13 protein-coding genes are annotated in these 14,409 nt (G+C 68.1%); 2 read left to right on the top strand and 11 right to left on the bottom strand.

All coding sequences use genetic code 11. The features are described 5' to 3' along the window. Positions 1–102: 102 nt before the first annotated feature. The 10 genes from infB to BHD05_RS08645 all read right to left on the bottom strand — a co-directional run bounded on the left by infB (position 103) and on the right by BHD05_RS08645 (position 11,456). Positions 103–2,847, bottom strand: a complete 2,745-nt coding sequence (gene infB, locus BHD05_RS08690) for a translation initiation factor IF-2 (RefSeq protein WP_161886083.1) — start codon at positions 2,845–2,847, stop codon at positions 103–105. Positions 2,848–2,937: 90 nt separating this feature from the next. Beyond that, complete coding sequence (locus BHD05_RS08685; protein ID WP_161886082.1) at positions 2,938–3,246, bottom strand: YlxR family protein; 309 nt, start codon at positions 3,244–3,246, stop codon at positions 2,938–2,940. Positions 3,247–3,377: 131 nt separating this feature from the next. Then, on the bottom strand, positions 3,378–4,370 hold the full coding sequence (nusA, locus tag BHD05_RS08680) for a transcription termination factor NusA (RefSeq protein WP_161886081.1): 993 nt from the start codon (positions 4,368–4,370) through the stop codon (positions 3,378–3,380). Positions 4,371–4,463: 93 nt separating this feature from the next. Continuing rightward, positions 4,464–5,183 carry a hypothetical protein gene (locus BHD05_RS08675; RefSeq protein WP_161886080.1) on the bottom strand — a complete coding sequence of 240 codons (720 nt, stop codon included), beginning with the start codon at positions 5,181–5,183 and terminating at the stop codon, positions 4,464–4,466. After that, entirely contained in the window at positions 5,180–6,226 is a 1,047-nt protein-coding gene (locus tag BHD05_RS08670) for a VWA domain-containing protein (protein ID WP_161886079.1), read from the bottom strand. The genes BHD05_RS08675 and BHD05_RS08670 overlap by 4 nt, the downstream gene beginning before the upstream one ends. Beyond that, positions 6,223–7,209 carry a vWA domain-containing protein gene (locus BHD05_RS08665; protein WP_161886078.1) on the bottom strand — a complete coding sequence of 329 codons (987 nt, stop codon included), beginning with the start codon at positions 7,207–7,209 and terminating at the stop codon, positions 6,223–6,225. Before BHD05_RS08665 ends, BHD05_RS08670 begins: the two co-directional genes overlap by 4 nt. Beyond that, a complete protein-coding gene (locus BHD05_RS08660; protein WP_161886077.1) occupies positions 7,200–7,673 on the bottom strand; it encodes a hypothetical protein in 474 nt (157 codons plus the stop codon). Before BHD05_RS08660 ends, BHD05_RS08665 begins: the two co-directional genes overlap by 10 nt. Next, positions 7,660–8,547: a DUF58 domain-containing protein gene (locus tag BHD05_RS08655; RefSeq protein WP_161886076.1), complete on the bottom strand. Its 888-nt coding sequence runs from the start codon at positions 8,545–8,547 to the stop codon at positions 7,660–7,662. The genes BHD05_RS08660 and BHD05_RS08655 overlap by 14 nt, the downstream gene beginning before the upstream one ends. 11 nt (positions 8,548–8,558) lie before the next feature. Continuing rightward, the gene (locus BHD05_RS08650) at positions 8,559–9,560 is read right to left on the bottom strand and encodes an AAA family ATPase (RefSeq protein ID WP_161886075.1); all 1,002 of its coding nucleotides are present in this window, start codon (positions 9,558–9,560) and stop codon (positions 8,559–8,561) included. Positions 9,561–9,590: 30 nt separating this feature from the next. Next, the gene (locus BHD05_RS08645; RefSeq protein WP_202614353.1) at positions 9,591–11,456 is read right to left on the bottom strand and encodes a proline--tRNA ligase; all 1,866 of its coding nucleotides are present in this window, start codon (positions 11,454–11,456) and stop codon (positions 9,591–9,593) included. A gap of 669 nt (positions 11,457–12,125) precedes the next feature. Between BHD05_RS08645 and BHD05_RS08640 the strand changes: the two genes are divergently transcribed. Next, complete coding sequence (locus BHD05_RS08640; RefSeq protein ID WP_161886074.1) at positions 12,126–12,314, top strand: hypothetical protein; 189 nt, start codon at positions 12,126–12,128, stop codon at positions 12,312–12,314. Here BHD05_RS08640 and ispG read toward each other — a convergent pair whose 3' ends face one another. Then, entirely contained in the window at positions 12,315–13,463 is a 1,149-nt protein-coding gene (gene ispG / locus BHD05_RS08635; RefSeq protein WP_202614174.1) for a flavodoxin-dependent (E)-4-hydroxy-3-methylbut-2-enyl-diphosphate synthase, read from the bottom strand. 132 nt (positions 13,464–13,595) lie between these two features. Between ispG and BHD05_RS08630 the strand changes: the two genes are divergently transcribed. Beyond that, the gene (locus BHD05_RS08630; RefSeq protein WP_161886072.1) at positions 13,596–14,405 is read left to right on the top strand and encodes a hypothetical protein; all 810 of its coding nucleotides are present in this window, start codon (positions 13,596–13,598) and stop codon (positions 14,403–14,405) included. The last annotated feature ends 4 nt before the right edge of the window (positions 14,406–14,409 follow it).

Raw genomic sequence — 14,409 nt, 5'->3', positions numbered from 1 at the left:
GGCGCGATCCGGGCGGGCGGGGCGGCGGAATACGGATCCTCGTGTTCGAGCGATCCGTCTCCCGCGCGCCCCGCCGCATCCGGCGCGTGCGCGATATCCCGCTTAGTCGCGGGGCTTTTCCTTCATTTCGATCGTCTCGATCTCGTCGCCGATCTGGATGTCGTTGAACTTGCCGAGGCCGATACCGGCTTCGAAGTCCGTGCGAACCTCCGTGACGTCGTCCTTGAAGCGGCGCAGCGACTCGATCGCGAGGCTGTCCCCCACCACGACGCCATCGCGGATGACCCGCGCCTTGGCGTTGCGGGTGATCGTGCCGGAGCGGACGATGACACCAGCGACGTTTCCGAACTTGGAGGAACGGAACACCTCGCGGATTTCGGCGACACCCGACTGCACCTCCTCGAACTCGGGCTTGAGCATGCCCTTGAGCGAGTTCTCGATGTCTTCGAGAGCGGCGTAGATGACCGAGTAGAAGCGCACGTCGACGCCTTCACGAGCGGCCCGCTCGCGCGCCTTCGTGTCGGGCCGGACGTTGAATCCGAGGATGATCGCGTTATCGACCGTGGCGAGGTTGACGTCGCTCTCGGTGACGGCACCGACACCACGGTGGATGATGCGCAGCTGCACCGAGTCGTCGACGTCGATCTTGAGCAGCGACTCCTCGAGTGCCTCGACAGCACCCGACACGTCACCCTTGATGATGAGGTTGAGCGCGTCGACCTTGCCGTCTTCGAGGGCCTTCGTGAAGTCCTCGAGGCTGATGCGCTTGCGGCTACGGGCCAGAAGAGCGTTGCGCTCCACAGCCTCGCGCTTCTCAGCGATCTGGCGGGCGGTGCGGTCGTCGTCGGTGACCAGGAACGTGTCACCGGCACGGGGCACGGAGGTCAGCCCGAGCACGGCCACCGGACGTGCCGGTGTCGCGAACTGGACGGTCCCGCCGTTCTCGTCGAACATCGCGCGAACGCGCCCATAGGCGGTTCCGGCGACGATGGGGTCTCCGATCTCGAGGGTTCCCGACTGGATGAGCACTGTCGCAACCGCGCCGCGTCCCTTGTCGAGCTTCGCCTCGATCGCGACTCCACGCGCATCCTTGTTCGGGTTCGCGCGCATGTCGAGGCCGGCGTCGGCGACGAGGAGGACCGCGTCGAGCAGCTCCTTGACACCGGTTCCGTTCAGCGCCGAGACGTCGATGAACATCGTCTCGCCTCCGTACTCCTCTGCGACGAGCCCGAATTCGGTGAGCTGCTGGCGCACCTTGGCCGGGTTCGCACCCGGCTTGTCGACCTTGTTCACGGCGACGACGATCGGCACGTTCGCGGCCTGGGCGTGGTTGAGCGCCTCGACCGTCTGCGGCATGATTCCGTCGTCGGCCGCGACCACGAGGATCGCGATGTCGGTGACCTGCGCACCACGGGCGCGCATGGCGGTGAACGCCTCGTGGCCCGGGGTGTCGATGAAGGTGATCGCGCGGTCGATGCCATCGTGCTCGGCGACGATCTGGTACGCACCAATGTGCTGCGTGATGCCACCGGCCTCGCCGGCGACAACGTTCGCGTTCCGGATCGAGTCGAGCAGCTTGGTCTTTCCGTGGTCGACGTGACCCATGACGGTGACGACGGGAGGGCGGATCTCGAGGTCCTCGTCGTTCTCGTCCTCGAGCTCCTGGTCCAGGTCGAGCGAGAAGCCGAGCAGAAGCTCGCGGTCCTCATCCTCCGGGGAGACCATCTGGATCTTGAAGCCGAGCTCGTTGCCGAGGATGTCGAAGGTGGCCTCGTCGAGAGACTCGGTAGCCGTCGCCATCTGGCCGAGGTGGAACAGCACGGTCACCAGGTTGCCGGGGCTCGTGTCGAGCTTGTCGGCGAAGTCGGTGATGGATGCTCCGCGGCGCAGTCGGATGACGGTCGTGCCGTCACCGCGGGGAACGCTCACCCCTCCAAGCGACGGGGCTTCCCTCAGTTCAAATTCGGCTCTCTTCGTCCGCTTCGACTTGCGGGCCTTGCTCTTGCCGCCACCGCGACCGAACGCACCAGCGGTTCCGCCGCCGGGGCCACGGCCGCGGCCGCCGCCTCCTCCGGGGCGAGGCGCGCTGAAGCCACCGCCGGGAGCGCCGCCCCCGGGTCGGGCGAATCCGCCGCCGGCGGGACGGGCGCCGCCCGCACCTCCGGGGCGCTGGAATCCGCCCGCGGCCGCGGGACGCTGGCCGAAGCCGCCCGGACGGGCACCCTGGCCCGGTCCGCCTGGACGCGGTGCGCCCGGACGCGGAGCCGCGGGCCGCGGGATTCCGGTCGAGCTCGAGGGGGCGCGAGACTGCATCCCCTGTGCGCTCGCGTAGGGGTTATTGCCCGGACGCGGGGCGCCGGGACGCTGCATACCCTGCGCGCTCGCGAAGGGGTTGTTACCCGGACGCGGGGCGCCGGGACGAGGAATGCTCGAGCCGCCGTCTGCGGGCTTCTCTGCGGCCGCCTCGGGCGGCGCTGCCGGAGCACCTTCTGCTGCGGGCGCGGCGGTGGCAGGTGCACTCGGCGCGGGGGCCGACGGTGCCTCTGCCGCCGGTGCATCCGCGGACAGTGCCGCCGCCGCCGGGGGTGCGGGCTCTGCGACGACAACGGGCCCGGGCGTCGGCGCGGCGGGCCGCGGAGCCGCCGGGGCAACGGGCGCGGCGGCCGGCTTGGCCGGAGCGGTGATGCCGTCCGCCGCGAGTGCGGCGCGGAGCTTGCGTGCTACCGGGGGTTCGATGCTGGAGGACGGTCCCTTGACGAACTCGCCCATTTCCTTGAGTTTTTCAAGGGCCTTTTTGCTATCAATACCGAGTTCGCTGGCGATCTCGTGTACGCGTGGTTTAGCCACAATTCTCCTGTCTGGGGCCTTCTCCCTGACAGGAAAAAGCCGTTAGTCGAGTACGGGACTCATTTCGAGCCGCTCATTATTCGTTGCTCATTAGTTGTTCACTGGGCCGTTCAGCCTGTTCTCTAGGGCGCCGTCACCGACGCCGATGGTGTGATTGCGAAGTTCCTGTCGAAGTGCGTCCCCGTCGATCGTCACCGCGGGATTCCGAAGCGAACGGCCGATGGCCTTGCGCGTCAGAGCCGTTTCGAGGCAATCAATGGAGGGATGCACCCAAGCACCTCGGCCGGGAAGAGTCATGGAGCGATCCATAACTATCGCGCCGTCATGCGCCACCAGCCTCAGAAGGGAGGTCTTGGAGGCCCGCTGACGACAGCCGAGGCAGGTTCTTACGTTGTTCATGGTACACCTGACCCGATTAAATTACGCCGGGCGCTCTCAGGACTCGAGAATGCTATCCGGCTGGATGCCCGACACTAGTCCGGCCGGCCCGACGCTGACGCGTCGTTCCGTACCGCGCGCACATCGACACGTTACGACTCGAGAATGCTATCCGGCTGGATGTCGATGCGCGCGCCCGTCAGCTTGGCGGCGAGGCGGGCGTTCTGGCCCTCCTTGCCGATCGCGAGGGAGAGCTGGTAGTCGGGCACGAGGGCGCGAACGGCCTTGGTTGACTCGTCGATCACGAACGAGGAGGTCACCTTCGCCGGCGACAGCGCGTTGGCGACAAAGGTCGCCAGGTTGGGGTGGTAGTCGACGATGTCGATCTTCTCGTTGTTGAGCTCCGCAGTGACGGCGCGCACGCGCTGCCCCATCTCGCCAATACATGCGCCTTTGGCGTTCACGCCGGGCTCGTTCGCCTTGACGGCGATCTTGGTGCGGTGGCCCGCCTCGCGGGCGAGCGACACAATCTCGACGACGCCGCTCGCGATCTCCGGAACCTCGAGAGCGAAGAGTTTGCGGACGAGCGACGGATGCGTGCGCGACACGGTGATCTGGGGGCCCTTGAGTCCGCGGCCGACCGCGGTGACATAGACGCGGATGCGTGACCCGTGCTTGTACTCCTCGCCGGGAACCTGCTCCTCGGGGGGAAGGATCGCCTCGATCGTGCCGAGGTCGACATGGATCATTCGAGGATTCGGGCCCTGCTGGATGACGCCCGCGACGATGTCGCCCTCGCGGCCCTTGAATTCGCCGAGCACGTGTTCGTCGGCGATATCGCGCAGCCGCTGGTTGATGACCTGCTTCGCGGCGAACGCCGCGATACGGCCGAAGTCGCTGGGGCTATCGACGGCTTCGCCGACGACGAGGCCCTCCTCGTCGTACTCGGTGACGAACACCGAGACGTGTCCGGTCTTGCGGTCGAGGTGCACGCGGGCCGGGATGGCCCCGTCGACGGGCTCCGCGGCATCCGTGTGCTTGAGGTAGGCAGTCAGGATCGCCTGCTCGATGATGGCGACCAACTCCTGGAACGGAATTTCGCGCTCGCGCTCAAGGAGCCGCAGCACGCTCAGATCGATGTCCACTGAGGGGCCTCCACTATTCAGATAGGAACTCCCGAACAGAACGTGCTCGGGGAAGTCAACACCTAAGTTACCAGTGGATTCGGCCCCGCCGCGCTACCAGGGTCGGTCCGTGAAAGCGCCCCCCGAGTCTTGGCCGCGGTTCTGCGTCTCGCGCTCTGCCTTCTCCCCCGCCGCGTCATCGTTTTGCTCGCGCAGCTGCTCGAGCTGGTCCTGTTCGGCGCCGGGCGAGTCGCCGTCGCCAGTGCCACTCCTCGGCGGCGCGGTCTGGTCGGACTTGGCGTCGAGCCGATCGCTCGCGTCCGACAGCTCCTGCCCCGGGTCGCGTCCCTCCAGGTTGTTCTGCGGCGCGTTGGGGGGTTCGCACTCGGGGCCAGCCGCCTCGATCACAGCCTTCGCTGTGGCGTACAGGCGAGCGGCACCGGCCAGTTGGCCCTGCGAGGCGTAGCTGTCGCCGAGCAGCTCCCAGCTGAGCGAGAGGTTGACGGCGACATCGCATTTCTTCGCGCTCGGCGCCTGCGCGAAGGCGCGTTCGAGGTCGGTGATCGCGGGAATCGTGTCGCCGGATGCGGCCCGCGCCGTGCCCCGGTCGAAGTGGGCGATCCACGGTTCGAACGCGTTCCACTCGAACAGGGGATCGAGCTGCTCAGCGCTCGCGGCGTAGTTGCCGCGATCGTAGCTGTCGAGCGAGGGACCCGCCGTGCCCTGCAGACCGATGAGCTTTCCGGCGAGTATCAGCGCCGCGATCGCGAACGGCACCGACCCGAGCAGCAGGATCCAGCGCAGTCGGCGGAGCGCTGGGTTCGGCACGCTCACGAGCGCGCCTCCTTAGCCTGGCGAGGGTTGTCGGACCGTGGGCGCGATCGCGCTATCGCGAGGCCCGCGGCGGCGAGCTCGCCGAGCGCGAACAGCGCGAGAGGGAGTGCGAGGAGCCAGTAGAACTCGACGGGGCCGGCGAAGCTGCTGGCCCTGGCCGTTATCGGCCCGACGTCGAGACCGTCCGCGAACTCCCGCGCCGCACCCTCGTCGCTGTGCCGGTAGTCGACACCGAGCTCGCCGGCGATGACCGCGAGGTTCGCCTGGTCGAGCGTGGACACCGCGTCGGCGCCACTGGTCGGATCCTGGATGTAGGACACCTCGGCGGGGTTGTCATCGGCGGAGTAGCCGTCGAACACGCGCATCCGCCCGCCCTCCTGGGTTCCGTAGCCGATCACACCTCCACCGTCGATGAGCTCGGCGATGGCGCCGAACGAGCCGGGCACCTCGTCCCGGGTCTGTTCGCCGTCGCCGAGGTAGAACAGCACCCGGGAGCGTTCCGGGTGCGAGCTTCGCGCGCTCGCGAGCAGCTCGCCGACGAATTCGACGGGGGCGTCGATGCCACTCCCGCGCGAGTAGTACGTGATCTCGGAGGTCAGAGCCGTCGTCGCCGACGCGAGCGCCGCCGCATCCGTCGTGAGTGGCACGCGCTGCACCGAGGTCGCGTCGAACGTGGTGAGCGAGAACTGTGCTCCGACCAGCTGCTCGGACATGGCGGTGATGTCGGCCTTCACCGCATCGAGCCGGGTGGCGGGAGCGTCGCCGGCCGGCTCGACCGCGGCGTCCTCGGCCGCCATGCTGCTCGTCGTGTCGACGACGAAGTACACCTCGAGACCGCCCGACGCGACCGGCCCGCGGGTCTCGCCGGCGATCGAGGGGCGCAGGGAGATCACGATCAACAGCACCACCATCGCCAGCCGCAGCGCCCAGCCGAGGCGCTCCCTCGACCGCCGGGCGCGCGCGAGACGCCACAGCACGGCGCCGCCGAGCACGGCGCCGAGCACGGCGATGACCGGGATGGGCAGCATGGGAATGAGCGTCATCGCTGCAGCCTCCAGGCGAGGGCGATGAGTCCGGCGAGTCCGAGGAAGGCGAAAACGACCGGGATCACAGGCTGGTCCGCTGTGACGAGCTGGGGTGCGCCACGAGAGATGGTGGCCTGCTCGGCGTCAATCCGCTCGACGATCGAGTCGATCGCGCGCGGGTCTGCGATGCCGAAGTAGGAGCCACCGGTGCCCTCGACGACTCCCTGGAACTCGGCGGCGAAGCGGGCAAGATACTCCCTGGCGCTCGAATCGCCCGGGTTGATTCCGTAGACGCGGATGCCGGCCTCACTCGCGAGCTCCCCGGCCTCGGGCAGGCTGAAGATCGATTCGCCGACCGTGAGGTTATCGGTCGCGAGGATGATCGACCTCGAGCGGTCCTCCTCAGGGGTGTCGAAACGCAGAGAGCACGCCGCGAGCCCGTCTCCGATGAGAGAGGAGCCATCGCCGAAGAAGGTGCCGTCGAAATAGGCGATGTCCTCGTTCACGAACTGCTCCGTGATCGTGGCGAACTGCTCGCGGATGTAGCCGTAGTCGGAGGTGAGCGGAAAGTAGGTGACCGCGGACGCGTTGAACACGACGAGGCTCACGCGTTCGCCCTCGAACTCGTCGACGAGCTGCCCGAACACCTCGACGAGCTCGGTGTCGTACTCGACCATCGACCCGGACACGTCGAGGCACAACACGATGTCGCGATTGCTGAGCTGCGGGTAGACGATGCTCGTCGCGACAGGGCGCGACGCGAGGATCACCCCCGCCACGAGCACGAGCGCGGCGAGCCCGGCGAATGCGAGCAACAACGCCCGGTAGCGGGCCAGGGCGGTGCGGTAGCCGGGCAGTGCGGTCAGGCGGTCCGAGTGGGCGATCGCGCGCCCCTCCACCGCGCGGCGGCGTCCTCGCCGGTAGACAAGCACGGCGACACCGGCCACGACTGCTGTCAGCAGCGCCCACAGCAGCGGCATCCACCAGTAGATCAGTTCCACGAGTACACCATCCGTCTGGCGACCTCGGCGGCGTCCAGCACGCTGCCGCGCTCGATTGCCTCGAATTCGCCCGGGTACAGCTTCGCCACGGCGTCGCTGAGCGGGGTGTCCCGGCCCTCGCGCAGCTCGGCGAGCGTCATGTGCGGGGCGCGGATGCCGCTCGACTCGTACGCGAACAGGCGCAGCAGCAGGCTCAGGCGCTGATGCGCCGCGCGCACGCTGAGCTCCCCGAGGCGGTGAGAGGCCTCGACCTCGGAGATGAGTACCTCGTACTTGCCGCGCAGGGCCGGCACGTCAACCGGCATCCAGCTCACATCGACCTCCGGCTCCTCGACGCGCGCCTGACGGGTGAGCAGTGGCACGACGATGTAGAACGCCGCGAGCACGAGCAGAATCACGACCGCGAGCGCCGCCCAGAGCGGCGAATACGCCACTGGCGGGAAGAACCCGTTACCGCCGGGCATGCCGGTGCCCCTCGAGCAGGCGGAACAGGCCGGGAATGACGTCGGTCTCGGCCTCAACCCGACCGCTGCTGATCGCGAGCGAGTCGAACAGCTCGTCGGCGGCGGCCGTCCGCGCGAGAGCCGCCTCTGCGAACTCCTCGCGCAGGTGCCGCTGGGAGCGCACAGCCCTCGGCAGCTCAGCCCCGTCGGCCACCTCGTACATGCCGCCGGCCGACCAGTCGGCGCGAGTCGGGTCGGCATCGCCGACAGTCAGCCAGAGGATCTCGTGCTGCGCGGAGAGACGGCGCAGGAGCCGCCGCTGCACCTGGTCGATCACCCGGTCGTCGGCGATCACGACGAGAATCATCCGGCGCCGGAAGCCTCGCGCGACGTACGCCAGCTGCGTGCTCAGGTCGCTGCGGCCAGAGCCGAGCGTCGTGCGCGACGCCATGAGCTGCAGTAGCCGCTCCAGGTGCGCGTCGGTCGACTCGGGGCCTCGGTACTCGGTCTGCTCGGCATCCCCCGCGAGAATCGCAACGAGATCGCCATGCCGGGCGGCGAGGTAGCCGACGACGCCCGCGGCAAGAATCGCGATGTCGATCTTCTGCTCACCGCTCGCGGCCACCGCCGCCATATTGCGGCCGGTGTCGGTGACGAGAAGCACTGTGTGCTTGCGCGAGGCGATGTAGCGCCGGGTCATCGGCGTGCCCATGCGGGCCGTCGCCTTCCAGTCGATGTCCTTGACCTCGTCGCCGGGCACATAGTGGCGCAGGTCGTCGAACTCGATGCTGCGCCCGTGGAACACCGAGGTGTACTCGCCCTCGAGCATCCCGCGCACCTTGCGGTGGGCGTGGATCGCCAGTCGCGTCTTGACCTTGCGCAGCAGACTCGTCATGGTCGGTCGGGTCAGGGGGCCTGCACGGCGGCGAACACCGCGTCGATGATCGTCTCGGGGGCAATGTCGTCGGCGATCGCCTCGAAATTCAGGATGATGCGGTGCCGCAGCACGACGTGGCGGAGCTCCTTCACGTCGTCCGGGATCACGTGGTCGCGGCCGTTCAGCAGGGCGAGAGCGCGAGCGGCCCGGCTGAACGCGATGCTGGCGCGGGGGCTCGCGCCGTAGTCGATGCACTCGGCGAGGTCGGCGGCGATATAGGTCGCGGCGTGCCGGGTCACGTACACGGCCGAGACAATGTAGTTGGTGATCGCCGGGTCCAGATAGACACGCGTCGCGGCATCCTGCAGGAACAGCACGTCGTCCAGGTGCACCGAGCCGTGCGCGGAGGGCCGGTCGAACACGCCGTCCTGAATGCGGTCGAGGATCTCGACCTCCTCGGCGAAATCGGGGTAGTCGAGCACCTCCTTGAGCAGGAAGCGGTCGAGCTGAGCCTCAGGCAGATGGTACGTGCCCTCCTGCTCGATCGGGTTCTGGGTCGCGAGCACGAGGAACGGGTTCGGCAGAGCGTGCATGACGCCGCCGATCGTGGTCTGCCGCTCCTGCATCGCCTCGAGCATCGCGCTCTGCGTCTTGGCGCTTGAACGGTTGATCTCGTCGAGCAGCACGAAGTTCGCGTGCACCGGGCCGAGCTGGGTCTCGAAGCTCGATTTGGCATAGTCGAAGATCTGGGTGCCGATGATGTCGCTCGGCAACAGGTCGGGGGTGCACTGGATGCGCTTGAAGCTCGCGTGCACGGCGTCGGCGAGGGCCTCCGCCGCAGTCGTCTTGGCGAGCCCCGGCACCGACTCGAGCAGGATGTGACCGCCGGTCATGAGCGCGATCAGCAGGCTCGTCCGGAGCCCCTTCTGCCCGACGACCTTCTCGTCGTACGACGACGTCACCGTCGTCAGGATCGACGTCGCCCGTGCGAGTTCGTCGGGGCTGATCCGGATGCGGGGAGCGTCAGTCACGTTCTCTTTCTTCGGCGAGTCGTCGGTGGGTCAGGGCGCGAGGAGCGCCGCGATCGAGTCAATCGCAACCGACTGGCGGTCTCCTGTGCGACGGTCCCAGAGCTCGACGTTGCCCTCGACCGCGCCGCGCCCGACGATCACGATCGTCGGCACACCGAGCAGCTCCGCGTCACCGAACTTCACGCCGGCCGACACCTTGGGCCGGTCGTCGAACAGCACATCCTTGCCTCGCGCCTCGAGCTCGGCGGCGATGGTCTCGGCGACCGCGTGGATCTCGGGCTCCTTCGTCGCGGCGATCACGTGCACGTCAAAGGGGGTCACATTCGCGGGCCAGATGAGGCCCTTGCCGTCGTTGTTCGCCTCGGCGATCACGGCGAGGATGCGCGTGACGCCGATGCCGTAGGAGCCCATCGTGACGGTGACGAGCTTGCCGTTCTCGTCCAACACCTTGAGACCGAGCGCCTCGGCGTACTTGCGACCGAGCTGGAAGACGTGGCCGATCTCCATGCCACGCGCCGTCTCGATCGGGCCGGAGCCGTCGGGCGCGAGGTCTCCCTCGCGCACCTCGGCGACCTCGAGGAAGCCGTCGGCCGAGAAGTCGCGGCCAGCGACGAGGCCGAAGACGTGCTTCTGGTCGATGTTTGCTCCGGTGACCCACTGGGTGCCATCGACGATGCGCGGGTCGAGGAAGAAGCGGATGCCCGTGGACGACGCCGACTCGTGACCGGCGGGGGCCTCGGCATCCAGCGTGCGGGGCTCGCTCGACCTGCCCGACTTGCCCGCCCTGGACTTTGGGGCCTCGGCGACGACACCGCGGCCGAGCACCGCCCCGTCGGCCGACCAGGGGCCGATGTAGCCCTTGACGAGCTGCGGGGTGCGGGCGAAGTCCGCAGCGGTGGCCGCCTCGACCTCGGCGGGGGCGAAGGCAACCTCGATGCGCTTGAGGTCGACGTCGCGGTCGCCGGGAAGTCCGATCGCGATGAGCTCGCGGCTGCCGTCGAGGTGGCTGAGAGCGAGCACGACGACCTTGAGGGTGTCGGCGGCGGTCCACTCGCGGCCGTCGGGGCGAGAATGGCTAGCGTTGGCGAGGTCGACGAGGGTCGGGATGGTCGGCGTGTTCGGCGAGTCGACTACCTCGGGGGCAGGGAAGCCGGAGTGGTCGATCGCCTCCGGCACAATCGTGCGGAAGGCTTCGACGTTGGCCGCGTATCCGCCGTCGGTGCGCACGAAGGTGTCCTCGCCGATAGGGGTCGGGTGCAGGAACTCCTCGCTGCGCGAGCCGCCCATTGCACCAGCATCCGCCTGCACGATCACGTAGTCGAGGCCGAGGCGCTGGAAGATGCGCTCGTACGCGTCGCGCTGAGCCTGGTAGCTGACGTCGAGGCCGGCGTCGGTGTAGTCGAAGGAGTAGGCGTCCTTCATCGAGAATTCGCGGCCGCGCAGAAGGCCCGCGCGTGGGCGCGCCTCGTCGCGGTACTTGTCCTGGATCTGGTAGATCGAGAGCGGGAGATCTTTGTAGGAGCTGTAGAGGTCTTTCACGAGCAGAGTGAAGACCTCCTCGTGGGTCGGCGCGAGCAGGTAGTCGGCGCCGTGCCGGTCCTTGAGGCGGAACACACCGTCGCCGTATTCGGTCCAGCGCCCGGTGATCTCGTACGGCTCGCGCGGCAGCAGCGCCGGGAAGTGCACCTCCTGGGCGCCGATCCCGTCCATCTCCTCACGGATGACCGCCTCGATCTTGCGGCGCACCTTGAGCCCGAGCGGCAGCCAGGCGAAGACGCCCGGGGCCTGGCGGCGGATGTAGCCGGCGCGCAGGAGCAGGCGGTGACTGGTCACTTCCGCGTCGGACGGGTCTTCCCGGAGGGTGCGGACGAAGAGCTGTGAGAGGCGAGTTGGCACAACCCCCATAATACTGGCGAGGTTCGGGTGACTCGTGCCGTGGGGTGCGAGGCGGGTGACTCGTGCGGTGGGGCACGAGGCGGGTGCCTCGTGCGGTGCCTCGTGCGGGCCGGGTGACTCGTGCGGTGCGGGCTGGGTGACTCGTGCGGTGCGGTGCGGGCTGGGCGCGGCGGCTCGGCGGGGCAGGTGGGCGGTGGACGCGGGCAGCCAGCCGGGCAGGCTCACCATCCGCTGTCACGCCTCGACCACCGTAGTACTCGACCGCGCGCACTCTTGCGCATCTCCTGCACTTGAGCGCAGCATCCGCGAAACAGCGATGCACCCGCGAAACAGCGATGCACCCGCGGATAAGCGCAGCACCCGCGCCATGTGGCCTCTCGCAGCAATCGCCCCGCAAGCGCGGGTCACACGCGCAAACGCGGGTGGCTCACCACCCGCGCTCACGCGCACTACCCGCGAATCGCGCACTCGGCCCTGTCACGCTGTGACCACCGTGGTACTCAACCGCCCGCGCTTACACGGACATCTCGCACTTGAGCGCAGCACCCGCGAAACAGCCCAGCACCCGCGCAACTTGGCCGCCCACGGCAGTCGCCCCGCAAGCGCGGCTCACACGCGCAGACGCGGGAGGCACACCACCCGCGTTCACGCGTACTACCCACGAATGGCGTGCTCTGCGATGTCGGCGAACTCTGCGTTGTCAGCGAACCCGTCGATGTCAGCGAACTCAGCAATATCAGCGAACTCGGCAATATCAGCGAACTCGGCAATGTCAGCGAACTCGGCAATGTCAGCGAACTCGTCGAACTCGGCGAGGCCCGAGCCCGAGCCCCAGCCCGAGTCCGAGCGGACCCGTAGCTAGACCGTGACAACCTCGGGCGAACCGAGCGCACCCGGCGGCATTTCGGCGGCGAGCCGGTTGGCCTCCTCGATGAGGGTCGCAACGATGTCGGCCTCCGGCACGGTCTTGATGACCTCGCCCTTGACGAAGATCTGCCCGCGCCCGTTGCCGCTCGCAACTCCGAGGTCAGCCTCACGGGCCTCGCCCGGCCCGTTGACGACGCAGCCCATCACGGCGACGCGCAGCGGAACGGTCATGCCCTCTAGGCCCTCGGTCACGTCGTTGGCCAGCTTGTAGACATCCACCTGGGCTCGTCCGCAGCTCGGGCAGGAGACGATCTCGAGCGTGCGCTCGCGCAGGCCGAGGGACTGAAGGATCTGCAGGCCGACCTTGACCTCCTGCACGGGCGGCGCCGAGAGGGACACCCGAATGGTGTCTCCGATGCCCTCGCCAAGCAGGATGCCGAACGCGGTCGCCGACTTGATCGTGCCCTGGAACTCGGGGCCGGCCTCGGTCACGCCGAGGTGCAGCGGCCAATCGCCGCGCTCGGCGAGCAGGCGGTACGCCCTGACCATCGTGACGGGGTCGTTGTGCTTGACAGAGATCTTGAAGTCGTGGAAGTCGTGCTCCTCGAACAGGCTCGCCTCCCACACCGCGCTCTCGACGAGCGCCTCCGGGGTCGCCTTGCCGTACTTCTGCAGCAGGCTCGGCTCGAGCGAGCCCGCGTTGACGCCGATCCGGATGCTGACGCCCGCGGCCTTCGCAGCGGCGGCGATCTTGCCGACCTGGTCGTCGAACTTGCGGATGTTGCCCGGGTTCACACGCACTGCACCGACGCCGGCGTCAATCGCGCTGAAGACGTATCGGGGCTGGAAGTGGATGTCGGCGATCACCGGGATCTGGCTCTTGCCGGCGATGATGTGCAGCACATCCGCATCGTCCTGGTGAGGTACGGCGACCCGCACGATGTCGCATCCGCTCGCGGTCAGCTCCGCGATCTGCTGCAGGGTCGCATTGATGTTGGTCGTTTGGGTCGTTGTCATCGACTGCACGCTGACCCGGGAATCACCGCCAACCTTGACCTTACCGACCGAGATTTCTCTGGTCTTGCGGCGGGGGGCGAGAACGGAGGGGGCTTTGGGCATTCCAAGATTGACTGCAGGCACGGCCCTAGCTTACGTCCGGCGGGTGCCCGGTAGCTGGCAGACCCGAGAACGCTCATGGAGTGTGGCGGAGTGACCCGGCAAAGTTCCTCTGCATCGATGCGCACAAGTGCGCCGATCTGTACTCTGGAGAAAATGACTAAGCCTCGAGCAGGGACGCTGGAAACCAGACAAGGCCGGGCGATCGCCACCCTCTCCGCGCTCACCGCCCTCGCCGCCCTCGCCGCGCTGAGCGGCTGCGCATCGTCGCCGACGACAACCTACGTCAGCCCGTCCGGCGCCGAGGTTACTGTCGACTGGGCCGACTATCCCGGCTCGCCCGGCGTCGACGCGAACGACGTGCTGGCGGCCCCGCCACAGGAGGACATCGAGCAGGTCGAAGCCGAGCTGATCGCCGACATCAAGATGGCACTGGGCGCCGAGTTCGACCTCGACTGGCAGACCGAGGGCGAAGCGCAGTGGTTCCCGGCCGGCGGGAACGGCTTCGGTGCCGAATCCGCCTATGTCGTCTTCAACTCCCAGAGCCATGTGAGTGACACCGTGCCGGACGGCGCCGACGACTGGCACCTGGTCGTCGACATCGTGACCACCATCACTGCGTCGCGCGGCCTCGGCCCGGTCGAGCTCGACCATGAGCTCGATCATGAGGGGGCGGATGCTGACGACCTCGGCGAGCGATTCGGAACCGACGACCCGGATGAGTACTGGCAATGGTGGGGCGACGCGTACGGCTCGTCGCAGTGGCTTTCCGTCGCCCTGACCGATGTCTCTAAAGACGACTCGGGCGAGGCCGCCGCGGAGCGGAGCAACTTCGACTGGCCAGAGCAGAGCATCGCGCTCTCCTACGGTGCGACCACACTGCCGCGAGGCGGGTGGGCCGAGTTCGAACTCAGGCTCGCGCCCTTCGCCGGGCTCGACGTGCCGACCGCCACCACCTCGGATTAGGTGG

The organism is Marisediminicola antarctica (assembly GCF_009930795.1).
Lineage (GTDB): Bacteria > Actinomycetota > Actinomycetes > Actinomycetales > Microbacteriaceae > Marisediminicola > Marisediminicola antarctica.
This window is presented reverse-complemented; position numbering and strand designations above follow the sequence as displayed.